This window comes from Citrobacter freundii complex sp. CFNIH4, assembly GCF_002934505.1.
GTDB lineage: Bacteria > Pseudomonadota > Gammaproteobacteria > Enterobacterales > Enterobacteriaceae > Citrobacter > Citrobacter freundii.
The window spans coordinates 1,919,151-1,942,987 of sequence record NZ_CP026231.1; the positions used below are offsets into that span (position 1 = coordinate 1,919,151).

Sequence of the window (23,837 nt, forward strand, 5' to 3'; positions counted from 1 at the left end):
TAGTTACAAACTGCGATGACAGTTGTAAGGAGACCCTGTATGGCTATGTATAAAAATATGCTGGTCGTCATCGACCCGAACCAGGACGATCAACCAGCATTACGGCGAGCTGTTTATTTGCATCAACGGATTGGTGGCAAAATTAAAGCCTTTTTGCCGATCTATGACTTTTCCTATGAGATGACTACCCTGCTGTCGCCCGATGAGCGTACGGCAATGCGTCAGGGGGTTATCAGCCAGCGAACTGCATGGATACGTGAACAAGCGAAATACTATATCGAAGCAGGGATCCCTCTGGAGATTAAAGTGGTCTGGCATAACCGACCCTTTGAAGCCATTATCCAGGAAGTCATCAGCGCCAAGCATGACCTGGTCCTCAAGATGGCGCACCAACACGACCGCCTCGAAGCCGTAATATTTACGCCAACCGACTGGCATTTATTGCGTAAATGTCCAAGTCCGGTATGGATGGTGAAAGACCAGCCATGGCCTGAAGGGGGTAAAGCACTGGTTGCAGTAAACCTCGCCAGTGAAGAGGCTTATCACAACGCGCTCAATGAAAAACTGGTCAAAGAGACGCTACAGCTTGCAGAACAGGTTAACCATACCGAAGTGCATCTGGTAGGCGCCTACCCTGTTACGCCAATCAACATCGCGATTGAACTGCCTGAATTTGATCCCAGCGTTTATAACGACGCAATCCGTGGACAGCATCTGCTGGCCATGAAGGCGCTACGCCAGAAATTCAGTATTGATGAGAAAGTGACGCACGTTGAAAAAGGCTTACCTGAAGAGGTCATTCCTGATTTAGCCGAGCACCTACAGGCAGGTATTGTGGTATTGGGGACCGTCGGACGTACCGGTATTTCTGCCGCGTTCCTTGGTAATACCGCGGAACAGGTTATCGATCATCTACGCTGTGACCTGCTGGTCATCAAGCCAGATGAATATCAGACGCCAGTTGAACTGGACGACGAAGAAGACGATTAACCACATAATAAAATGCCGGATGGCGATATCATCCGGCATTTTAAACGCCTAGTGTTGCTCCTCGCCGCCGAGGAAATAGATACCAAGCGGGATAGCCAACAGAATCGTAAACACCATGCTGTAGACACAAATCATTGCAGATTGAATGGCATACATTGAAGCGGTCCAGTCGGATAGCGGAATGTCATACTGTTCAATAACGCCGCCGATCGTCGCGCGCGTCACGACCGACGCTGCGATAATAAACACTCCAAGCAGGCACAACAAAAATTTCCGTCCCTTCGCTGTTTTCAGCTTAGCCATGATCATAGTACTGTCCTTTTGCAGATGAAAACCTTGTTACTTTGCGCTAACAATACCATGACATCAACTGACTGTCTGCTACATAAACCGCATACTGGGTTGACGTCAGCACTATTTCGCTGAAAATAACGCTGATTGCATTATTTATCTCTCCTTTTGATTAATGATCTGACCGCCCTAACTGAGTAAAATATCTGGGGATTAAGATGTCAGATGATATTTAGATAACATGGAGTTGCCAGGAAGAATCATGATCGCTGAACTGTTTATGAATAATGCGTTTAATTTGACGGTAATTCTCAGCTGCGGTGCCGCGCTGGTCCTGATGAGCGTCTGGTATCATCGTGGAGAGCGTCGCTGCAAAGGATTCATATTTCATGCCGCACAATTTTTTGTCTATGCCATTATCATTGGGACGTTTGGCAGCATTGCTAATAACGTTATCGAAAGTTACAGCCTGAAATTTATCTCCCCCAGCGTGGTCGACTTTATCTGCACCTCATTGATTGCGTTAATCCTGACCATCAAACTTTTTCTGGTGATTAATCAGTTTGAAAAGACGCAGATTAATAAAGGCAGAGATATCACCAGCGCGAGGATCCTGTCGCGTATCATCAAGATTACCATCGTGGTTGCCATCATTTTACTGTATGGCGAACACTTCGGTATGAGCTTATCCGGCCTGTTAACCTTTGGCGGCATTGGCGGTATCGCTGTGGGTATGGCGGGGAAAGATATTCTGAGCAACTTCTTCTCAGGCATTATGCTCTATTTCGACAGACCGTTTAGCATCGGCGACTGGATCCGCTCCCCGGACCGCAATATTGAAGGCACAGTGGCCGAAATTGGCTGGCGAATGACTAAAATAAACACCTTCGACCATCGTCCGTTGTATGTGCCAAACTCGATTTTCTCCTCCATCAGCGTAGAAAATCCAGGGCGCATGACCAACCGGCGTATTAAAACGGTGATCGGGTTACGATATGAGGATGCCGATAAAGTCGGTGCTGTTGTCGAGTCGGTCAGAGAAATGCTGCAAAACCATCCAGGAATAGACCAGAAACAAACTCTGTTGGTCTATTTTAATGAATTTGCCGATTCATCGTTGAATATCATGGTGTATTGCTTCACGAAAACCACCGTCTGGAAGGAATGGCTCGCGGTACAGCAAGACGTTTATTTAAAGATTATCACGATAGTCCAGGCAAATGGCGCCGACTTTGCGTTCCCCAGCCAGACGCTGTATATGGATAATCCTGAAGCATCGCCGTCGACACACTAACAAAAAAAAGACGCGGAAGTCCGCGTCTTTTTTGTACTTATTTCAATGAGGCAATATCAATTACAAAGCGGTATTTCACATCGCTTTTCAACATCCGCTGCCAGGCATGATTAATATCCTGAATATTGATCACTTCGACATCGGCGGTAATACCATGCTGACCGCAAAAATCGAGCATCTCTTGCGTTTCGGCAATACCGCCAATAACTGAACCCGCCACAGACCTACGTCCAAGGATCAGGGGAACCGTATTCAGAAACGGATCCAACGCACCGAGATAACCAACCAGCACCAGCGTACCGCTTAGTGCCAGGGTTGGGATATACGGGTTCAGGTCATGAACGTAGGGCACAGTATCGATAATCAGATCAAACTGATTCGCTGTCGCTTTCATCTGCTCACTGTCAGTGGAAAGCACAACATGACTGGCACCCAAACATCTGGCATCAGCTTCTTTGCCCGGTGAACGCGTAAACAGCGTAACTTCCGCGCCCAGTGCATTTGCAAGTTTGTTGAGCGTGAGTCCCGCATCCAGTTGGTATTGCATATTCGACTCTCCAGAGCGGTGGCAACATTGCACCACCGGGGGCTGAAAACAGTAAAATTATAGAGACTCGACGTGTCGGTGATTAGAGAGGAAAAGAAGGACAAACTTATGAGCTGAGCTCATCAATAATAAGCAGCAGGTACTCTTTATTTGCAGGTTACTGATTGATGGCTTACGCCACAATCTCGATTAAATTGCCGTCAGGATCTTTTATCAGCGCTTCGTAATAACCATCGCCCGTAGTGCGCGGACCTGAGACTAATATCCCCTGTTTCTGCGCTTGCATTGCAACGGCATCAACATTTTCATTGCCGCCAACAGAAATGGCGAGGTGTACCCATCCGCAACGATTATTGTCAGGTTGCTGCCCGACAAGACCCGGTTTGGTCATTAACTCAATTGCAATATCCTCGCCAATTTTGACAAAATAAGATTCAAACCCAGGGTTGGTTTTACTGCAGTATTTCTCGTTGATCTTACCGTCAAAAAATGAGACCCAGAAGCGAGCTTGCTGCTCTAGATCCTGTGTCCATAACGCCATATGCGCAATTTTCATAGCTTACCTCTTTCCGTTGTATCCAGAATAGTACGATCCCTGTAAGGGATGTTGACATGTTAATCATAATGCACGATCATGCACTTTATTGCTCGATGTTTATTTTAACTGGAGTATCTATGCTCGATTACGCCGCATTCCCGGAACAGCGCCAGGCGCTTATCTATCAGATCCTGCAAGAAAACGGCAGAGTCATTTGTTCTGAACTCGCGAACCGATTAGGCGTTTCTGAACATACAATTCGTCGTGACTTGCATGAATTGAGCAAAGATGGCGTGTGCAAGAAGGTCTATGGTGGCGCGGTAATTGCACTCCCTGAATCCGAAGACATTGCCGTGCGCAAGGGTATTAATGTGGCCAAAAAGAGCAACATCGCGCAGCGATGTGCCAGACTGGTCAAATCCGGAAGCTGTATTTTTATCGACACGGGTAGCACCAATCTGGCGATGGCAGAAGCTCTGCCCGCCGAACTAGCGTTAACCGTGATGACAAATTCACCGGAGATTGCCGCCGTTTTGCTAAAAAAACCGCTGTTTGAGGTCATTATGCTGGGCGGCGCGGTACAGAGATCTTCAGGCGGGTGTGTGGGAGCTTCCGCCATCGCACAAGTGCAGGACATTTTATTCGATCAGGGATTTATTGGCGGCTGTGCGATGTCGCCTGAATCCGGCTTAACGGGGTTTGATTACGCGGATTGTGAGTTCAAAAAAGCGGTGATCAAACAATGTAATGAAACTATCGTCGCGCTAACCGCTGAAAAAATCCCAGCCGTCGCCCGATATGTCGTTACCGAAAGCAGCAATATTGATGTAATTGTTGTAGAGGACAACATCAGCAAAGAGTACGCCACAGCATTCCAGGCGCACGACATTCGGATTTATACCGTCTAACCGCGGCAGGCTCTCTGAAAACTTACTGTGCTAAACGTCGCTCCTGGCGTCAGCGCGGTGATAGCTGACAGACAATCCAGACGGATTTTTTGCTGATTTTCAGATTGCCCCACTACCAGAAATTCTTCTTTTTCCACGGTGGTACACGTCGTCAGCGCTTTAGCATCAAAACATGTGCCATCCGTTAGTTCAATGCGCAACCAATAGTGGTACATGCAGGCGATTTCCAGATAATCATGAAGATCGCAATCTATCGGGTGATACTCTTCGGTCGTGTTCATCGCGTTACCTTCCCCAACGTCTTGTATATTCGGGAAATCGCCAACGCAACTTCCCGAACTATCCAGCTATTTCAACGCTTCAATGGGAGCGCCAAAATTAATATGCAGCACATTGCCGTCAATCACCAGCGCCGGTACAGATTTCACGCCAACCACTTCAGCCTCGGCAACCCGATCAGGATGCTCTCCCAGATGAACCACATCGATTTCAACATCCGCAGACAAGTGCTGCAGAAGAGCTTGTTCTGCGGAAACACAAACCGGGCAACCTGCATGATAGAAACGAGCTTTAGTCATGATACATCTCCTTTAAATTATAGTATCGATTCGATACTATAATTTATAGTACGTTGCTTTTATTCTTTGTCAATATAGTTTTTAATCGATACTATATGCCGAGGAGGATTTGTTATGCCCGACATGTCACTTTTCGACGTACTTGACCGGCTTTCCAGCCTGACACGGATGTGGTTTCGCCAGCATCCTTTACTGGTGGATCTTCAGCCAGTACAACTTAGTGCGTTAATGTATCTGGCCCGTTGTAACCGTTATTCCAATACGCCGCTTGGCGTGACAGACTACCTTGGTCTCACCAAAGGTACCGTGTCGCAATCGCTGAAGCTGTTGGAAAACAAAGGGTTGATTGTTCGCAAACCGGATGACCGTGATAAACGTAGCGTCCATCTACACTTAAGTGAGTCGGCCAATACCTTATTGGAAGCCCTGCTGCCCCCCACGTTTTTAGTGGAGGGTGAATCGGCAATGGGTGAACGGGCGAGCGTACTCAGAGAGCTGCTGTTAGAACTGTTACGCGGGATCCAGAGGACCAACAATGTGCCTGGCTTTGGTCTTTGCCATAGCTGTCGGTTCCACCAAAAAATTGACGGCCAGGGATTTTGTAATCTGACGAAAGAGAGATTAAGTGAAGAAGACTCGTTGCTGATTTGCCGTGAGCATCAACCGCCGGAAACGTAGAATGGCTGATGCAAAATCACACCAGCCATTATCTCTGTCAGTGCTTAACGATATACATTGTGCGGCTATAGGCCACATCTTCAGGGTTAGTAATCGGATACCCTTTTAGCCACGGTTTAATTAAACGCCCGTTGGTATACTGATAAATCGGCGCAATAGGTGCCTGTTCCATCAGAATCTTCTCCGCAGCGTTATAATCGGCATTGCGCGCTTTTTCTGTATTCTCCAGAGTAGCCTGAGTCAACACTTTATCGTATGCCGGATTATTAAAGCGGGAGATATTGCCCGTATGGGTCGATGTTAATAATGACAGGAACGTAGAAGGCTCATTGTAGTCGCCCACCCAGGAGGCACGGATCACATCAAAGTTGCCGGTATTACGGCTGTCGATATACGTTTTCCATTCCTGGTTCTGCAGTTTCACGTCAACACCGAGGTTTTTCTTCCACATAGAAGCCACTGCGATAGCAATCTTCTGATGATTTTCTGAGGTGTTGTACAGCAGCGTCAATTTAAGCGGTTTCTGTGGGCCATAACCCGCCGCACGCAGCAGCGTTTTCGCCTGCGCATTCAATTCTTCCTGACTCATTTGCTCAAACGGTGAAGGTTCCGGCACAAATCCTGCCGTTACATCCGGCGTAAAATGCCATGCTGGCTTCTCACCGGTACCCAGCACCTTCTCCGCCATCAGGCGACGATCGATAGTCATGCTGAGCGCCAGACGCACGTGTGAATCGGCAGTCGGTCCCTTCTGGGTATTAAAGGCATAATAATAAGTACCAAGCTGCGGCGGGGTGTAAACCTGACCCGGGATATCCTTCAGCAGTTTCTGGTACATATTTTTCGGGAAGGATTCCGTGATATCAATATCACCAGCAAGATAGCGCTTGGTCGCTGCCGATTCCTGGTTAATTGGCAGGAAGGTAACTTTTTGCAGCACTGTTTTGGCGTTGTCCCAATAATGCGTGTTCGGGACAACTTCCAGTTTTTCGTTCACGACGCGATTTTTTAGCACATAGGCGCCGTTACCAATCAGGTTGCCCGGTTTGGTCCACTCTTTGCCGCTCTCAACGTTGGCTTTTTGTACCGGATAAAATGCAAAACTCGCCGTCAGATTGGCAAACCAGGGCAGCGGTTTATCCAGTTGAACTTTCAATGTCCGTGCATCGACAGCACTAACGCCAAGTTTATCAGGCGTGGCTTTGCCATCGATAATAGCCTGAGCATTATTAATGCCCGCCAGCGCAGCAAACCAGGCAAACGGCGACAGCGTTTTTGGATCAACCAGACGCTGCCAGCTGTAGACAAAATCCTGCGCCGTTACGGGCGTACCATCCGCCCATTGCGCATTGTCGCGCAGCGTAAACGTCCAGATGCGGTTATCGTTACTCTTCCACTGGGTAGCGACGCCAGGTACGATCTCACCCTTCTCATTCTGGTTGACCAGCCCTTCAAATAAATCACGAATTACCTGAATCTCAGGGAGCCCGACGGCCTTTGCCGGATCAAGCGACGCCGGTTCGTCTTTTATATGACGCACTAGTTCTTGTTTCTCTGCCAGAACCGTTCCGCTGGGAACATCAGCAGCCCAGGATAAAGAAATGCTGCTAACCAACAACGCACAACAGGTTACTGAAACAGAATGCTGCATAAGATACCCTCGATTCCGGCTACTAAGTGAATGTGTAATTATTTGTATCGCCAGCAGGAAATGCAATTAACTTCCGACAAGAAAGTGATATTACACCTGAAAAGATAAGTGTGTGAAAACGATTTGATTATCCATACATTTTGCACAACACTGCGAGTAACAATCCAAGCATTCAGAGATGATTATGACCGTTACCCGTCCCCGTGCCGAGCGCGGCGCATTCCCACCTGGAACCGAACATTACGGACGTTCATTGTTAGGCGCACCGCTAATCTGGTTTCCTGCACTGGCAGCCGATCGTGAAAGCGGCCTGATACTGGCGGGAACGCACGGCGACGAAAACTCCTCGGTCGTTACCCTTTCCTGCGCATTGCGTACGCTTAACCCTTCCCTGCGTCGCCATCATGTGGTGCTAGCCGTAAACCCTGACGGTTGCCAGCTTGGGCTGCGCGCAAATGCGAACGGCGTCGATCTTAACCGTAACTTTCCCGCCGCAAACTGGAAAGCAGGCGAAACGGTGTATCGCTGGAACAGTAGCGCAGAAGAGCGTGATGTGGTGTTGTTGACCGGTGATCATCCGGGCTCGGAACCAGAAACCCAGGCATTGTGTCAGCTTATTCACCGAATTCATCCCGCCTGGGTAGTCTCTTTTCACGATCCACTGGCCTGTATTGAAGATCCCAGAAGCAGCGAGCTGGGCGCGTGGCTGGCACAATCGTTTGAATTGCCTCTGGTCACCAGTGTAGGTTATGAAACGCCCGGCTCTTTTGGTAGCTGGTGCGCAGACCTAAATTTACACTGTATAACCGCCGAATTTCCGCCCATTTCATCGGATGAAGCGAGCGAAAAATACCTGCTGGCCATGTCCAATCTCCTGCGCTGGCACCCTAGAGATGGAGCTGCCCGGTCGTAAAATGCAGGGCTGGCACCGCATCGGTGGCAAGCCACGTTGGGCCATCAAGATCGGCAAAGCTAACCAGTGGCGTAAGGGGTAACGCCGCGCCGATCGCCCGGGAGGTACACAGCATACAGCCCAGCATCAGCGCAAATCCCTGCTCGCGTGCTTCGGTTGCCAGCGCGAGAGCTTCCGTCAGGCCGCCTGTTTTGTCCAGTTTGATATTGACCATTTCATAGCGTCCGTGCAGCGCTTTCAGACTGCTACGGGTGTGGCAGCTTTCATCTGCGCAGATGGGCAGCGGATGTACAAAATTCTCCAGCGCGGCATCATCCTGCGCCGGCAGCGGCTGCTCCAGCATCGCAACCCCTAAATCAGCCAGCAACTGACAGCGTGCCGCAAGGCCTTCTGCCCGCCAGGATTCGTTGGCGTCGACAATAATCGTGGCGTCAGGAACAGCCGCACGAATGGCAACCATTCGCTCACTAATCAAGCGAGCATCCAGTTTAACTTTCAGCAATTTCGCGCCATTTTCCCACAGCGCAGCCGCGCTCGCAGCCATTTGTTCCGGCGAGCCAATCACTACGGTTTGCGCCGTAGTCACCACTTCCGCCAGTTCACTTCCCACTAATTCCGCCAGCGACTGCTGCTGTTGACGCGCGCTTAGATCCCACAACGCGCAATCCACGGCATTACGCGCTGCACCCGCTGGCAGCTGCTTTTGCAGCTCTTCACGCGTCATTCCGTTTTCCAGTTGTGGCGCAATGCTCATAATTTGCGCCAGCACTGAGGCATCGCTTTCACCGTAGCGCGGGTACGGTGTGCACTCGCCTATACCTGTGACGCCGTTTTCTTCCACTTCGACAACCACCACATGCGCTTCGGTCCGGCTCCCACGGGCAATGACAAAGGGAGTGTGCAGCGGCCAGGCTTCCTCATATACCTTAACTGTTCTCATTTGTTTTCCTTAATGCAGTCCCTGAAGCGGATATCCGCAAATAGCGTTTGCCGTGTTAACTGCTGATGGCATAAACTAGCCTCGACGTTAACTATATGTAAACAGGAAGATAACCATGTCACAAACCGTTCATTTCCAGGGCAACCCGGTTGCAGTTGCCGGCTCTATTCCTCAGGCTGGAAGCAAAGCTCAGGCTTTTACCCTTGTGGCTAAAGACCTGTCTGACGTTACGCTGGGCCAGTTCGCAGGCAAGCGCAAAGTGCTGAATATTTTCCCAAGCATCGATACCGGCGTTTGCGCGGCATCGGTACGTAAGTTTAACCAACTGGCGACAGAAATCGACAATACCGTCGTACTGTGCATCTCAGCCGACCTGCCATTCGCCCACTCTCGTTTTTGCGGCGCGGAAGGTCTGAGCAACGTTATCACGCTGTCCACCCTGCGCAACGCAGAATTCCTGAAAAACTACGGTGTTGAAATCGCTGAAGGCCCGCTGAAAGGCCTGGCCGCACGTGCCGTGGTCGTTATTGACGAAAATGATAACGTTGTTTTCAGCCAGCTGGTCAATGAAATCACCAACGAACCAGACTACACTGCTGCGCTGGACGTACTGAAAGCGTAAGCTGCGTCTGCATACAAAAATGCCTCCACATGGAGGCATTTTCATTTACGGCATTACTCTTCGCTTTTTTTCTGCTGGCTCAGTCCATACTCACGCAATTTGTTAGCAATCGCAGTATGCGAAACACCTAGGCGCTTGGCCAGCTTGCGCGTGCTGGGATAATTCATATACAGCTGCGTCAACACGGAGCGTTCAAAGCGGCTGGTGATTTCATCCAGCGACCCTTCCATCACCTCTTCTCCGACAGCAACCGTTGCCGCATCGTAATCCGGCAACAAAATATCCTGTGGTCGTAGCTCATAGCCTTCTAGCTGGGTCAGCGCCCGGTAGATCGCATTTTTAAGCTGACGCACGTTGCCCGGCCAACCATAACGAGTTAGTACCGTGCTGAGATCTGCGGACAGTTTCGGACGCGGCACGCCCTGCTCGTCGGCAAAACGCGCCACAAACAGTTCGGTAAGCGGCATAATATCTTGTGGGCAATCGCGCAGCGGCGGCAGGTTTAGCGTTAGTACATTCAGACGATAATAGAGGTCTTCACGGAAAAGTCCTTTCTGCACCAGTTCCACAAGGTTCTTTTGCGTTGCGCAAATCACGCGAACATCAACATGAACTTCGTGATCTTCTCCCACACGACGGAACGTGCCGTCATTGAGAAAACGCAGCAATTTGGTCTGCATACGCGGCGACATTTCGCCAATTTCATCTAACAGAACCGAACCGCCATTCGCCTGCTCAAAGAAGCCTTTTTTACCTTCCGGCGCATGGCCAAACAGCTCGCTTTCAACCGCATCTTCAGGAATTGACGCGCAGTTCAGCGCCAGATACGGTTTTGACGCACGCGGACTTGCCAGGTGGCAGGCATGAGCAAAGAGATCTTTGCCGGTGCCGGTATTACCGGTAATCAGCAGCGGCGCGCTCAACGTCGCCAGCTTGCGCGCCTGTTCCACCACGTGTTTCATTTTGGCGCTGACGGCAATAATCTGGCTAAACGCGCTGAGATCCTGCGTAGTCATATTTTGCAGCTGGCGTCCCATTCGGATAGTGGAGCGCAACATCACCACCGCACCGGTCAGCATCTGCTCCTGATTTTCGCCCTGCAAATGGACAGGCGTAATTTCCATCAGGAAATTCTGTCCGTTAATTACGACATGTTCGCTCTGGGAATCCTGCGGATTGCTTTCCAGCCAGCGCTGGAAGTTAAACCCATTGATTAACTGGGCAGCGGTATGATTGCGCATCCGTTCCTGACTGTGGGCGAAAAGCTGACAGCTCGCAGGATTCGCCATCTCGATTTTGCTTTTCATATCCAGAGAAAGGACCGGTTCTGGTAGCGCCTCAAGCAGCGCGCTCAGCGCCAGATGTTCACGCTCTGAAGGCATCCAGGGTACAGTACGCACATCCGTAACGCCTGATATACGGCGGATTTCAGCCATCAGACTGCTGAAGTTGGTGAACTCCAGCTCCGCAAAATTAAGGTAAATTCGCCCGATGGGGTCAATCTCGATACCGCGTAAATCAATGCTTCTCAGCACCAGTAAATCGAGCAGTTCGCGGGTCAGACCAAGACGGTCTTCACAAAAGACTTCCAAACGCATAGGAACCTTCACCTGGACAAGGGATTATGTGTTAAATGATAAGCCAGTATTTGGTTTGCAGGAAGAACTCTGTCAACAAATATTGACAGCGAGCTGGAAAATTGGGCGCCGGAGCGTAAAGTTAAACGATCGGCGCCTGTTTTATAGTTAACTTTCGCGCGGAGATTTATTCTTTTGTAAGGTCTCTTTCATCTGACCAATCAGTTGGCGGCGGAAATCGCCCAGCCGTGGCTTATCATCATCGATCCACGGTAGCGGTCGGCATAGTTCCATGGCTTTGATACCCAAACGCGCCGTTAATAAGCCCGCGCCAATGCCCTGAGCTGCACGCGTTGATAAGCGGGCGGCTAAATCCTGCGACATCCAGTCCATTCCTACTTCCCGCACCAGTTCACTGGCCCCGGCAAAAGCGATATTCAACAGCACCAGACGGAACAAACGCAGGCGGCTGTAATAACCCAGCTCAATGCCATACAGAGAAGCAATACGATTAATCAGCCGCAGATTGCGCCAGGCGATAAACGCCATATCCACCAGCGCCAGCGGACTGACGGCAATCATCAGTGTGGATTCTGCCGCTGAACGGCTAATCTCACGCCGGGCTTGCGCATCCAGCACCGGCTGCACCAGATGGGCGTACAGACTAACCACTTCACGATCGTTCTGCGTTTCATGAATTGAGGCATACCAGCGCTGCAATGCCGGATGAGACTGATCGATGCCCGCCTGCTGCGCCAGCTTTTCACAAAATGCACGACCTTTTCCGGTTCCATGGCTGTGGAGCAGATCTCGCGCTTCATCGCGCTCGTGCGCGCGCTGACGCAATCGCCATAGCCGGTGCCATTCGGTCGCCACCGATCCAACCCCTGCACCGATAATCAATGCGCCTGCGGCACATCCTCCCAGCGCGACCCAGTCCTGAGTCTGCCAGGCATTCATAGTCCACTGCACACCCTGAGCGACAACGCTCACGCCAAACAGCGCCAGGCCACCCATCACCATCTTACGCCACAGACTGCGTTTAGGGCGAAGGGCCGCATCAATAACGGCTTCTGCCTGACCTTCGTCTTCCAGTGGTTCATCCACTGTCGCCGGAGAAAAAGTCTGCGCCTCCGTTTCATTAAACATCTGCTGCGCTTTAAACGCCGCGTTTTGTTCCACGTCCAGCGGACCTGAGAAATCGATACGCGGTTTTAACGGCTCGCTCATCGCAATTTATCTCCTATTAAAAACTCCAGCGCGGCATCAAGACGGATATGCGGTAAGGGCTTATCGACATCCATCACCTGCGGGCGAAACGCCTCAAACTGAAAGCCCTGGTTGTCCCAAAATGCCTGTCCAGGTAAACGCGCGGGCACTTCCCCCGGATAAACGGTTAGCGGTTCGCCATCGCTCAGACGATTACCACGCAGCGCGGGGATCTTTTCACCTTTCACATCGATCAGGCCGCTGGTGGTTGCCTGCACCGATGCCAGCCCCAGACAATCCATGCTGATACCTTCGAACGCAGCGTTTTGCCAGGCATCCTGAATTAACTGCTGCAATAGCGACACCATATTGGCGTGCTGATCGACGGTGACGTGGTCGGCTTTGGTGGCGGCAAACAGCAGTTTGTCGATCACCGGAGAAAACAGCCGACGAAACAGCGTCCGCTGTCCATAATGGAAACTTTGCATCAGTTGGGTCAGCGCCAGACGCATGTCGTTAAACGCCTGTGGCCCGCTGTTGAGCGGTTGCAGGCAATCGACCAGCACAATCTGACGATCAAAGCGCAGGAAGTGATTCTTATAAAATCCCTTCACGACTTTTTCACAGTAGTAATTAAACCTGTCGCGCAGCATGCCCGCATTGGTGTGTTTATCTGCCTGCGCCAGCTTCGATTCTCCCCAGGCATCAACGTCCGGCCACGGGAAGAATTGCAACGCAGGCGCGCCCGCCATATCTCCTGGCAGAACAAAACGGCCCGGCTGAATAAAGTGCAGTCCCTGCTGCTTGCATTGATGCAGATACTCCGTCCAGGCAGCAGCGATTTCCGCCAGACGGTTTTCGTCAGCAGGTGCCAGTGGATCGAGCCCGTGGCTTAACTGCCGCCATTTTGCCGACCATTCGCCACGCTGACCCTGTAATAATCCGGTCATTTGCCGCGACCAGCCCAAATAATCCTGGGCCAGCATCGGTAAATCGAGCAGCCACTCCCCCGGATAATCGACGATTTCCAGGTACAGCGTGGAGGTGTCTTTAAAGTGGCGCAGTAATGAGTCATTAGACTTGTAACGCAGCGCCAGACGAATTTCACTCACACCGCGCGTTGGTGTCGGCCAGGTCGGCGGAGAGCCATACAGCTGCGCCAGTCCTTCATCATAGGTAAAGCGCGGAATACCAAAGTCGCGTTGTGGAACCCGTTTCACGCCAAGCAGACGCTCTTCGCGCACGCAACTGAGCAACGGCAAACGCGCACCGGCATGAATATTGAGTAACTGATTTACCATTGCGGTGATAAACGCCGTTTTACCGCTCCGGCTAAGTCCGGTGACAGCCAGGCGTAAATGCCGGTCTACGCCGCGATTAACCAGCGAATTGAATTCATTTTTAAGTCGCTTCATCGCCATCCCGTTTTGCTGAAGGAACCGAAGAAATTATAACAAACAGGAAGTAAAGATAGGGGTCAATTCTTACTTATCAACTACCTGAGCTGTATCAGGCGGCATTATTCTTACCGCCTGTAGCAGAATGAATGCGGGCGGTTTATTTATTCTCTACTTTAGGAAGCGCTATCTGATTGATGCCACCTTCGTTGGTCACCTGCGTGTAGCCCATTTCAGTCAGCATATCTTTTGCCTGCCCTGATTGACGCCCGGAGTTGCAATAGAGCTTCACGGTATCGTTCTTATCTGGAACTTCGGTTACGATACGTGCCTTGATTTCTTTTAACGGGATGTTGACAGCCCCCTGAATATGCTGCTGTTGGTACTGTTCAGGAACGCGAACATCAATCCAGTGCTCGGCAGCATAAACCGGCATGCCAATAACCAGTGCCAACGCTAATACGCTTTTCTTCAACATAATATCTTCCTGACTGATAGTTGGATTTAACCCCTACACTATACGCCAGTTCTTAAGAAAATATTGCGACCGCATTATCACCGTCCGCACCCGTGGACGATTGTTCCTCAGCACGCACATAGTGCGGTTAGCCTTTTGATTTTCCTACCCGCATTCCGAGATTGTTGTCATTCGCCACTTAACTCCATAATATGTCCGCCATTGACTCTCGGACGGAGCTTGGGATCTATGTCTCCTACCATTTATGATATTGCACGAGCCGCTGGTGTATCAAAATCCACGGTATCGCGCGTGCTTAATAAGCAAACCAACATCTCGCCGGAGGCGCTTGAAAAGGTGCTGCGCGCAATTGATGAGTTACAGTATCAGCCGAATAAACTTGCTCGCGCGCTTACCTCTTCCGGGTTTGATGCAATAATGGTGATATCTACCCGTTCTGCAAAAACAACTGCCGGTAATCCGTTTTTCTCTGAAGTATTGCATGCAATTACTGCCAAGGCTGAAGAAGTCGGTTTTGATGTCATATTGCAGACGTCGCGAAGCACCGAAGATGATTTACAAAAATGTGAGAGCAAAATTAAGCAGAAGTTGATCAAAGGGATCATTATGCTGAGCTCTCCTGCCGATGAATCATTTTTTGCTCGGTTGGATAAATACAACGTCCCGGTTGTGGTTATCGGGAAGGTTGAAGGTGACTACACTAATGTCTATTCTGTAGACACCGATAATTATCGCGACAGTATTACGCTGACAAATGCGCTGATTGAGAGTGGCCACCGTAATATAGCCTGTTTGCATGCACCGCTTGACGTTCATGTTTCTATCGATCGCGTTAACGGTTATAAAGCCAGCCTTCAGGCACATAACATTAAAATGCGTGATGAGTGGGTTATTGACGGGGGGTATACTCATGAAACCGCCCTACTTGCTTCTCGAAAATTACTGAGTCAGCAGCCGTTACCCGATGCCGTATTTGCGACAGACAGCTTAAAGTTAATGAGTTTATATCGCGTAGCGGCCGAGAAAAACATTTCCATCCCAAAACAACTTGCCGTCGTAGGCTATAGTAATGAGCTACTTTCTTTTATGCTCACACCAGTTCCTGGTGGAATTGATGTACCTACTCAGCAATTGGGTGAACAAAGTTGTAATTTATTATTTAATCTGATTGCAGGTGAAAAAGGATTACAGAATATCACGGTGAGCACGCAAATATCGTTGGCCGATTCACTGGTGTAAAAACAGGGGCATAATAATGCCCCTGTTCATTTTTAGAATGCGTAGTTCACGCCTATGCCAGCATAATGGAACCTGTCGCTTTCACCTTCGTCATGATCTTCCCATTCATAAGCATACTCCAGAGACATTGATAAACCGTTCTGGAAATCATACGCATACAATAAACCGAGGCGATTGAAATTATGGCCTTCGCGTTCAGGATCATCCTGCCAGTCCCAGTTTGACCAGCGATCAAGCCCGATACGGGTATACGGCGTCAGGGTTGTATTGCCGAAAGACAGAGGCAGATAAGCCCGAATTTCCTGGGTTGAGAACTCACCATTATTACGCGAATCAGCCAGATTGAAACCGCGTTCAAGGTAATAGTTGACCGTTAACCCTACTGTTTCGTTAAACGTATAATTCAACCCGCTCTCACTTTCGACGCGGCTATCAGAGTAGCCGGTGGTGCTCAAATCATTAACGAATTGATACATCGCAAACCAGCCGCTAAAGCGCAGATCATCGGTAAGTTTAACATCCCAATCTGGCTGCACTTTCCAGCGCTGCATATTAGCTGTATCTTTTCCGGGTTCATTGACATAGTGATAACCGTAATTACGAAAGCCACCGGTCAGACCGAAATTAACATTCTCGCTTTCAAGGAATTGATAGCGGACTTCCAGTTCAGGGCGGTCAAACCACGTACCGCGCTTACCCTCGCTGTAATCAACCGGTCCTTCCTGGTAATAGGCCAGCGATATTTTCCACGGCCCATTGGACGCATTAAAATAGACGGACGGCTCAGCCAGTCCATCCATATCTTCGCCCTGACCTTCAACGTTTTCTATTTCGTACATAGCACCGATATTAAAGTGCCAGTCATTCTTTTCAGCAGCCTGCGCGCAGGCCATTCCTGCGCTCATAATCAGCGCAGTCGCGGACAGTAGGGTTTTCATTATTATTCCTTGTTAAAATACTCGCAAAAATGCCCCAAGGCGCGGGGGATTATTATCCCCCGGAATTTTATTGAATAGCCACTTCAGTTTCAGTATCAAAGAAATGGCATTTCGCCATATCAAAATGAATAGTGATGTTTTCTCCTGCGTGATAATCATTCACTGCCCCAGCACGGACCACTAACTCATGCCCCCCAACAATGGTATAAAGCATAAATTCAGCGCCAGTTAATTCTGCAACGCTAATTTTTGCCGGTACACTATTTTCATTATTAAGCTGCGGAAGTATATCTTCAGGGCGAATTCCCAGCGTGACCGCCTGATGTTCATAACCCTGTTCTTTTAATTGTGCTAATTTATTCTCTGGAATCGTTAATTTTAGTGTTTCAGTAACAAACTTATCACCGTCAATCGCGCCACGAATAAAGTTCATGGCCGGTGAGCCAATAAATCCTGCGACAAACATATTTGCTGGGTGGTTATAAACTGTTTTCGGCGCACCAACCTGCTGAACAATACCATCCTTCATAATCACAATACGCGTCGCCATCGTCATGGCTTCTGTTTGATCGTGGGTAACATATATCATGGTGGTATTGAGTTTCTGATGCAGCTTGCTTATTTCTGCCCGCATCTGTACGCGAAGTTTGGCATCGAGATTCGATAAGGGTTCATCCATCAGGAAGACCCCTGCCTCACGAACAATCGCACGCCCCAGTGCCACACGTTGACGCTGACCACCGGATAACGCACCCGGTTTACGTTGCAGATAATCGCGCAGGCCAAGGATTTGCGCCGCCCAGTTGACACGTTCCTCAATCACGACAGGGGCAATTTTCTGCATTTTCAGGCCAAACGCCATGTTGTCATAGACTGTCATGTGCGGGTACAACGCGTAGTTCTGAAAGACCATCGCAATGTTACGCGATTTCGCCGGCACATCGTTCATCCGTTTACCGTCAATCAGCAGATCGCCACCGCTGATCTCCTCCAGACCGGCGATCATGCGCAACGTCGTTGATTTCCCACAGCCTGAAGGGCCAACAAAAACAATAAACTCTTTGTCTTCAATTTCCAGATTGAAGTCTTTAACGACGTGTACCTGGTTGTCGTAAATTTTTTGAATGTGTTGCAACGAAAGCTGTGCCATGTTGAATCCTTTACTTGTCGTGTTGCCAGAGAGCCGATAAGCACGGCCACGTCAGAAATTCGGTTGAAGGAAGTTGCAAGCTTGCTCCGTTCAGCCCCGTACCAATGCCAACAGAGAGCATGCCGCAGGCGTTGATCGCATCAATACCCGCCTGAGCATCTTCTATGCCAATACACTGCTGCGGGTCAGCGCCAAGGCCCGCACAGGCTGCCAGAAAAATCTCCGGATCCGGTTTCGAGCGAGAAATTAGCGCGGCATCCGCACAGAAATCAAAATAAGATTTAAGATCAAGCGCTTGTAAAATCGCAGGGGCATTGAGCGACACAGAGGCCAGCCCCACCGGAATCCGCTCTTCCCGCAACGTCATCAGCAGCTCACGTATTCCCGGCAATACCGAGTTCACCGTCAACTGGCGCAAAGAATGGACATACAGTCTGTTTTTTCTCTCGGCCAATTGTGCGCAAACCTCAGGTGTAAACTCCCCCGCTTTCCCGCCATATTGCAAAATACGCTGTAGCGATTCGCCGCGACTAATCCCTTTCAGGCTGTCATTAAATGCCTCGTTAATCGCAATCCCTATTTCACCGGCTACCTGCCGCCTGGCGAGAAAATGCAGATGTGCAGTGTCGGTAATCACGCCATCTAAATCAAAAATGATGGCCTGTGGTTTGAGGATCATTCATCATCCCCTTTCGTGGTAGCGGTCCCATAAGTGGGCGAAATAATGGCGTCATTGCAGATAACTATCTCCCCCTGAACAGAGATCTTTTCCCCTTTTCCCCAAAGAGTAATCTGCTCGGCGCTGTTAATACGGATTTCAGTTGCATTGATGGTTACCTGCAAATCGATACCCTGCCAGCGCAGTGGGAAAGACAGTGTTTGCCAATGTTCCGGTAATGCAGGGGCAAGATGTAACTCCCCATGGCGAACATTCACTCCGGCAAATCCCTGGATAGCGCCCAACCAGATTGCGCCCGTTGCCGCCGCATGAATACCATCATCGCAGCTGTGTGGGTCATCCCCGAGATCGATTAGCGAACCTTCGCGCCAAAACCGATACCCCTGAGCCGAATCACCACAACGCGCAGCCACAATCCCGTGAATCGCCTTACTCAAAGAGGAGTCGTGAATCGTACGTGGCTCGTAATAACGCAGGTTAGCCAGACAGGTTTGCGGGCTAAATTGCTCCGGCAACATGTAGGTCAGCATCACGACATCAGCCTGTTTGAGAATTTGCATCTCATTGACTTCTGCACGGGAGTAATCGAGCAAAATGGTCTGCTTGCCCGCTTTGGCTTTGTACTGCGACAGATCGATAACCGGTTTGTTCAGGAAGGTATCATCCTGAGGAAGCACGCCATCGGGCTGCACTTCCGGTCGCCAGAGATACTGTAAAAAATGCTCTGCGCGATGAATAAACGTGTCATCGCCACAGCCCAACCGACGGGCAAAACCCAGCGCCTGCTCTACGTTGTACCAGGCCATGTAGTTGGTGAACGCATTGTTGTTCACATGCTCAGTGTATTCATCCGGGCCAATCACATCGTGGATCTCTAAACGATCGTTGACCATGACAGCCCTGCTAATCCAGAACTTCGCCGTTTCCAGCAGTAGCGTCATGCCCTCACGGGTCATGAAGTTTAGATCCCCTGTGGCATGCCAGTAATTGATTACCGCCCAGGCAACATCCGCCACGAGGTGATGTTCAGCCTGTGCGGAGGCCACTTTTTGCCGCAGCCCGGTACGGATGTTGATCGCCGCGAATTCAGGCGTTTCCTCATCACCGCTGCGAGCGCTTTCCCACGGGAACAACGCGCCCTGCCAACCGTTACGGCGGGCTTTCTCACGCGCGCCCGGCAAATTATGCCAGCGGTAACGCAATAGACCTCTCGCGGTTTTCGGTTCGGTAAACAAGTGAAACGGTAACAAAAAGACCTCAGTATCCCAGAAGATGTGGCCTTTATACCCTTCACCCGTCAGACCTTTGGCCGCAATACTGCTGCGCTCATCATGGTCTGGGGTCATCACACGCAGATGATAGAGGGCATAGTCCAGCGCACGCTGATCGCTAATATCAGAGCTGGTAACCTGAACGCGACGAGTTTGCCACCAGGCATGCCAGTTGGCGCTCGACTCAGCCAACAGAGCGTCATATCCCTGTTGCGCGCATGCTTCAATGTTACGCAGCGACTGGCGTCCCCAGGTCTCAAGCGACAAGTTGCGTTCGCTCGTCCAGTCAACCCAACTCATTTTCGTCAGCGTGACGCGCTGCCCGGCTTGCGCCTGCACGGTGTTGTGTTGTAACAACCGACGTTCTTTCGCGGTGAAGCAGCGCTGCGCTGCGCCGTCGACGTCACAATATGAGGTGATCGCGATATCGTTGCGATTGTCCTGGGTTGTGTAAATGCCCTGCAGAAGATGCTGACCAAAGACTCTAATCTGTGTTTCATCCAGATGCTGACGGCCATGATTGGTGATCGTGGCATCAATACCGGTTGAGATACCAATGCTGGCATCGGCATCCAGTGGCGTTACGACCACTTCCATAGCAAACAGCGGCAGCTTCTGTGCTGAGACAAACCGCCGACTCTCAATAGCGAAACGCGCCCCGCCAGGCGCATGCCAGATAAGCGCACGGCGCAATTCCCCGCTGGCAAAATCCAGTTCGCGATGCCAGCTTTCAATCACGCCGCTGGTTAGCGAGAAAATCTCGCCATTAAGCGCGATCTCCACTCCGACTACATCGGGTAGATTAACCAGTTCATTAATTTCGCCTTTACCCGCACGGTGATACAACCCAGCCAGATACATGCCACGAGTCTGTAAGGTGTAAGCTTCCTCGTGGCTGGCGCGAATTCCCATATACCCGTTACCGGTCGTCATGAGTGACGCATATTTATTCAGGCTGTGTGGGCAAAAAGCCGGTTCAGTTAGCATTACTGGCTTCGTCATAAGTCTACGTAGGTCCCTGTTTCAGCCGATTGGTACAGTGCGGCAACCAGTTGTTGAATAACGACGCCCTGCTCTGCGTCAGCAATAGTGACAGGCTCGCCCTGGACATGGTTAACGAAGGCTTCCATGCTGCGATAATGACGGTTGTCATCAGCCATCTCGCGCGCAAGCAGCACGTCAAGCGTACCATCACGGTCGGTGTAAACCTGGGCCGGGAATAACGTCGCCCCCGCCAAATCGCCGCAGAAATTAACGTTCATAATCGATTGTTCAGGAATATTCAGCGCGAAAGAGGTTTCCAGGCGCAGGATACCGCCGTTATGAAATTCAATCGTGCCGAACAAAGAATCCTCCACGGTATATGTAGTGGGATCCCATTTCCCAAACTGACCGCTGTTTTTAATCGTGCCAATGCGTTGATAGCTGTGCGCGTTAACACGCTTTACCGCCGGGAACCCCAGCACATACATGGCGGCATCAAGCATATGAATACCGAGATCAATCAGCGGCCCGCCGCCCTGCAGTTCTTTGTTGGTAAACACTCCCCAGCCGGGCACGCCGCAGCGGCGCAAAGCGCGGACATTGGTGACATAGATTTCACCCAGAACACCAGCCATCACCTGCTCACGAAGCAGTTGCGTATCCAGCGCAAAACGATGATGAAAATCATAAGCCAGTACTTTTCCCACCCGACGCGCCGTTTTGCACATCTCCAGCGCCTCGTCTGGCGTCATTGCCGGAGGTTTCTCGCACATCACATGGCATCCAGCGTTCAACGCCAACATGGTGTGTTCATAATGAAAACGATTGGGCGAGCAGATGCTGACGATATCTGGCTTAGCTTCGCGTAACATCGTCTGGGGATCGTCCCAAACCTGCGGATTACCGTATTTTTCTGCAAACAGCCGCGCCTGTGACAGGCGACTGTCGCAGACAGCCACCAGTTCCAGATCGTTGCGGGTGCAGTAGTACGAAGCATGGACTTTATCCGCCACCTGCCCGGCGCCAATAATGGCGACACGTAACGGAGCGCTTGTCAGTGCACTTTTCACGGAAATCCTCTTAGCAAGTACGCAGCCAGGTCAGTGACTGACGATACGCTTCCGGCAGGTTCTCTGCCCGTACGCGTCCTTCGTACACGACGTAACCCTGATAATTATCTTCACGCAGTTGATCAAACAGCGCCGTGAAATCCAGCGTACCGCTCCCCGGCTGATAACGATGATTATCTGCAATATGGACGTGACCCAGCAGATCGCGATTGTCGTGCAGCGCCTGTGCCATATCGTCTTCTTCGATATTCATATGGTAAAAATCACCAATGATTTGCACATGCTTCAGGTTGTTTTCCACGATATAGCGGCGGGCATCCGCCAGGGTGTTGATCATATGATCCTGATAGCGATTGAGCGGTTCCAGATACACCACCGTCCCCGTACGATGGGCAACTTTATCAAGATAAATCAATGAATCGCTGATAGCTTTACGATCGCCTTCCTGGCTACGTGGAGAGGTCATCGGCGGTAGGCGGAAGGTAAACATGCCCCATGCAGCAGGTACAATAATGCCTTGTCCGCCGACTTCGGCCAGCGCTTCGAGAATGCGGGTAATCTGCTGCAACCCGTTTAAACGACGCTCTTCGATAAAATCACCGATCCAACCGTCATATCCTCCACAGGCAGTGGTAACAGGCAAACCTGTTTCTTTGATCGCCGCTTTTACTTCATCAAGGTTATTGACCAGCAACTTACCGTCAATTTCAAAACCATCAAACCCCATCTCTTTGATGTAACGGAATTTCTCGAGAATATTTTCCGGGAAAAAAGCCTGATTCTGTGTTCCAATTTTCATCTTCTGCATTCCTTAATTAAAACGTCACACCCATTTTGATGCTCTTTTCCGGATGGCGATCGACATACTGCATATAGCTTTCCGGGCTGCTGGCGAAAGTCACTACCGGGTCGATCAGTTCTTCACAGTTCAGGTAACCGTTCATCAACAGTTCCCAGCAGGTCTCCTCAATACGCTTGCGGCTCCAGCGCGGATAATCTGGATTCGGTTCACTGCAGGCGCGAGAGAAGACAATTTTGGCGTTGTTGAAGTGCGCTTCACGCCCCAGGTTGAAACCTTCAGCAAAAGGTTTCGCGAAAGCGACATAGGAAATGGTTCCACCATAGGCCAGACCGCGTAACGCCGACTGCAGCGCATCTGCATAGCCACTGGTTTCGATGATCACATCTGCGCCCTGCTTACCGGTCAGCTTCTTAATTTCCATGCCTACATCGGTGCCAATCGGATTCAGACAGAAATCCGCGCCATGGCGACGCGCGATATCGCAGCGATGGGCAATCGGATCCACGCCGATGACCACTGAAGCTCCCGCTTTCTTAGCCAGTTGCACGGCAATCTGGCCAATTGCGCCTAAGCCCACGACGACCACAAAGTCACCGACGCGCACATTGGCGTCGCGCACACCGCTCATGGCGAACTGTGCCGGGTCATAGCACACGGCATTTTTCCACGAACTGCCTTCAGGCATTTTGCGTAGTTTGTAGTTGTTCACCGCATTAAAAATAACCGTTTCAGCCAGAGGACCGTAGCCGCAAACTGAATCACCAACGGCGTATTCGGTCACATCGCTGCCACACTCAATAACATCGCCCACCACCATATTGCCAAGCTGGAATTTACCGAATTCGATCCCGCGTGGTGCCTCTTCCGGACGCGGCATAAACATTTGCCATTCACCGTTAAAATCTTCGTCAATAAACGGGCTGGCAGCGCGAAAATCGACCACTTCCGTGCCATGTTTCGGCGCGCCAAATTTAACGCGAACTTTAACTTCATTGGCGGATACCGCTCTGTCTTCATATTCCACCAGCGCTGCAACGCGCGGTTCTGTGGCAACTAACTTCTTCATTTACAACTCCTTAATTAAACTGGCCGC

At 50.4% G+C, this 23,837-nt stretch carries 24 protein-coding genes and 1 pseudogene; 7 read left to right on the forward strand and 18 right to left on the reverse strand.

All coding sequences use genetic code 11. The annotated features are described in order from the left end of the window. Window positions 1-39: 39 nt before the first annotated feature. Entirely contained in the window at window positions 40-990 is a 951-nt protein-coding gene (gene uspE, locus C2U41_RS09785; RefSeq protein WP_003840808.1) for a universal stress protein UspE, read from the forward strand. A gap of 48 nt (window positions 991-1,038) precedes the next feature. On the opposite strand, the gene C2U41_RS09790 is transcribed toward uspE, so the two are convergent. Next, window positions 1,039-1,299, reverse strand: coding sequence for a DUF2534 family protein (locus C2U41_RS09790; RefSeq protein ID WP_003020403.1), 261 nt, complete (start codon window positions 1,297-1,299; stop codon window positions 1,039-1,041). A gap of 244 nt (window positions 1,300-1,543) precedes the next feature. Here C2U41_RS09790 and C2U41_RS09795 point away from each other — a divergent pair, with 244 nt between their 5' ends. After that, window positions 1,544-2,575 (forward strand): mechanosensitive ion channel family protein, encoded by a 1,032-nt coding sequence (locus tag C2U41_RS09795; protein WP_103848873.1) that lies wholly within the window; start codon window positions 1,544-1,546, stop codon window positions 2,573-2,575. A 37-nt stretch (window positions 2,576-2,612) separates the two neighbouring features. Here C2U41_RS09795 and C2U41_RS09800 read toward each other — a convergent pair. After that, window positions 2,613-3,086 (reverse strand): annotated as a pseudogene (locus tag C2U41_RS09800) (zinc-binding dehydrogenase); the annotation flags it as partial. 208 nt (window positions 3,087-3,294) lie between these two features. Continuing rightward, window positions 3,295-3,678, reverse strand: a complete 384-nt coding sequence (locus C2U41_RS09805; RefSeq protein WP_103848875.1) for a VOC family protein — start codon at window positions 3,676-3,678, stop codon at window positions 3,295-3,297. A 119-nt stretch (window positions 3,679-3,797) separates the two neighbouring features. On the opposite strand from C2U41_RS09805, the gene C2U41_RS09810 reads away from it, so the two are divergent. Next, window positions 3,798-4,568, forward strand: a complete 771-nt coding sequence (locus tag C2U41_RS09810; protein WP_103848876.1) for a DeoR/GlpR family DNA-binding transcription regulator — start codon at window positions 3,798-3,800, stop codon at window positions 4,566-4,568. Here the strand turns inward: C2U41_RS09810 and C2U41_RS09815 are convergent. Together C2U41_RS09815 and C2U41_RS09820 are read right to left on the reverse strand one after the other, a co-directional pair. Beyond that, entirely contained in the window at window positions 4,565-4,849 is a 285-nt protein-coding gene (locus C2U41_RS09815; RefSeq protein WP_003843950.1) for a Rho-binding antiterminator, read from the reverse strand. The two genes, C2U41_RS09810 and C2U41_RS09815, sit on opposite strands and share 4 nt — an antisense overlap. 66 nt (window positions 4,850-4,915) lie before the next feature. Continuing rightward, the gene (locus tag C2U41_RS09820; RefSeq protein WP_103848877.1) at window positions 4,916-5,146 is read right to left on the reverse strand and encodes a glutaredoxin family protein; all 231 of its coding nucleotides are present in this window, start codon (window positions 5,144-5,146) and stop codon (window positions 4,916-4,918) included. A gap of 114 nt (window positions 5,147-5,260) precedes the next feature. Between C2U41_RS09820 and C2U41_RS09825 the strand changes: the two genes are divergently transcribed. Next, entirely contained in the window at window positions 5,261-5,824 is a 564-nt protein-coding gene (locus C2U41_RS09825) for a MarR family winged helix-turn-helix transcriptional regulator (protein WP_044700109.1), read from the forward strand. Window positions 5,825-5,861: 37 nt separating this feature from the next. Here the strand turns inward: C2U41_RS09825 and mppA are convergent, their stop codons facing one another. After that, the gene (mppA, locus tag C2U41_RS09830) at window positions 5,862-7,475 is read right to left on the reverse strand and encodes a murein tripeptide ABC transporter substrate-binding protein MppA (RefSeq protein WP_103848878.1); all 1,614 of its coding nucleotides are present in this window, start codon (window positions 7,473-7,475) and stop codon (window positions 5,862-5,864) included. 184 nt (window positions 7,476-7,659) lie between these two features. Between mppA and mpaA the strand changes: the two genes are divergently transcribed. Then, the gene (gene mpaA, locus C2U41_RS09835; RefSeq protein ID WP_003020433.1) at window positions 7,660-8,388 is read left to right on the forward strand and encodes a murein tripeptide amidase MpaA; all 729 of its coding nucleotides are present in this window, start codon (window positions 7,660-7,662) and stop codon (window positions 8,386-8,388) included. Here the strand turns inward: mpaA and ycjG are convergent. Next, window positions 8,363-9,328: an L-Ala-D/L-Glu epimerase gene (ycjG, locus tag C2U41_RS09840; RefSeq protein ID WP_003840784.1), complete on the reverse strand. Its 966-nt coding sequence runs from the start codon at window positions 9,326-9,328 to the stop codon at window positions 8,363-8,365. The genes mpaA and ycjG overlap by 26 nt on opposite strands. Window positions 9,329-9,443: 115 nt before the next feature. Here ycjG and tpx point away from each other — a divergent pair, with 115 nt between their 5' ends. Further along, window positions 9,444-9,950, forward strand: a complete 507-nt coding sequence (gene tpx / locus C2U41_RS09845; protein ID WP_003020437.1) for a thiol peroxidase — start codon at window positions 9,444-9,446, stop codon at window positions 9,948-9,950. 53 nt (window positions 9,951-10,003) lie between these two features. On the opposite strand, the gene tyrR is transcribed toward tpx, so the two are convergent. From tyrR to pspE, 4 genes are all read right to left on the reverse strand, one after another. Beyond that, complete coding sequence (gene tyrR / locus C2U41_RS09850) at window positions 10,004-11,548, reverse strand: transcriptional regulator TyrR (protein WP_103848879.1); 1,545 nt, start codon at window positions 11,546-11,548, stop codon at window positions 10,004-10,006. Between the two features lie 147 nt (window positions 11,549-11,695). Further along, window positions 11,696-12,757, reverse strand: coding sequence for a YcjF family protein (locus C2U41_RS09855; protein ID WP_046670754.1), 1,062 nt, complete (start codon window positions 12,755-12,757; stop codon window positions 11,696-11,698). Then, entirely contained in the window at window positions 12,754-14,151 is a 1,398-nt protein-coding gene (locus tag C2U41_RS09860) for a YcjX family protein (protein WP_054528687.1), read from the reverse strand. Before C2U41_RS09860 ends, C2U41_RS09855 begins: the two co-directional genes overlap by 4 nt. Window positions 14,152-14,293: 142 nt before the next feature. Then, window positions 14,294-14,611 carry a thiosulfate sulfurtransferase PspE gene (gene pspE, locus C2U41_RS09865; protein WP_003020447.1) on the reverse strand — a complete coding sequence of 106 codons (318 nt, stop codon included), beginning with the start codon at window positions 14,609-14,611 and terminating at the stop codon, window positions 14,294-14,296. A gap of 228 nt (window positions 14,612-14,839) precedes the next feature. Here pspE and C2U41_RS09870 point away from each other — a divergent pair, with 228 nt between their 5' ends. Then, a complete protein-coding gene (locus C2U41_RS09870) occupies window positions 14,840-15,850 on the forward strand; it encodes a LacI family DNA-binding transcriptional regulator (protein WP_003843961.1) in 1,011 nt (336 codons plus the stop codon). A gap of 32 nt (window positions 15,851-15,882) precedes the next feature. Here the strand turns inward: C2U41_RS09870 and C2U41_RS09875 are convergent, their stop codons facing one another. The 7 genes from C2U41_RS09875 to C2U41_RS09905 all read right to left on the reverse strand — a co-directional run bounded on the left by C2U41_RS09875 (window position 15,883) and on the right by C2U41_RS09905 (window position 23,810). Continuing rightward, complete coding sequence (locus tag C2U41_RS09875; RefSeq protein WP_003843963.1) at window positions 15,883-16,788, reverse strand: OmpG family monomeric porin; 906 nt, start codon at window positions 16,786-16,788, stop codon at window positions 15,883-15,885. A gap of 67 nt (window positions 16,789-16,855) precedes the next feature. Beyond that, complete coding sequence (locus tag C2U41_RS09880; RefSeq protein WP_103848880.1) at window positions 16,856-17,938, reverse strand: ABC transporter ATP-binding protein; 1,083 nt, start codon at window positions 17,936-17,938, stop codon at window positions 16,856-16,858. Window positions 17,939-17,948: 10 nt separating this feature from the next. Then, window positions 17,949-18,617, reverse strand: a complete 669-nt coding sequence (gene pgmB, locus C2U41_RS09885; protein ID WP_103848881.1) for a beta-phosphoglucomutase — start codon at window positions 18,615-18,617, stop codon at window positions 17,949-17,951. Continuing rightward, entirely contained in the window at window positions 18,614-20,890 is a 2,277-nt protein-coding gene (locus C2U41_RS09890) for a glycoside hydrolase family 65 protein (protein ID WP_146051402.1), read from the reverse strand. Before C2U41_RS09890 ends, pgmB begins: the two co-directional genes overlap by 4 nt. Further along, window positions 20,887-21,942: a Gfo/Idh/MocA family protein gene (locus C2U41_RS09895; RefSeq protein WP_048232119.1), complete on the reverse strand. Its 1,056-nt coding sequence runs from the start codon at window positions 21,940-21,942 to the stop codon at window positions 20,887-20,889. The genes C2U41_RS09890 and C2U41_RS09895 overlap by 4 nt, the downstream gene beginning before the upstream one ends. A 10-nt stretch (window positions 21,943-21,952) precedes the next feature. Next, on the reverse strand, window positions 21,953-22,741 hold the full coding sequence (locus tag C2U41_RS09900; protein ID WP_103848882.1) for a sugar phosphate isomerase/epimerase family protein: 789 nt from the start codon (window positions 22,739-22,741) through the stop codon (window positions 21,953-21,955). Between the two features lie 16 nt (window positions 22,742-22,757). Next, window positions 22,758-23,810 carry a zinc-dependent alcohol dehydrogenase gene (locus C2U41_RS09905; protein ID WP_003843972.1) on the reverse strand — a complete coding sequence of 351 codons (1,053 nt, stop codon included), beginning with the start codon at window positions 23,808-23,810 and terminating at the stop codon, window positions 22,758-22,760. Window positions 23,811-23,837: the final 27 nt, after the last annotated feature.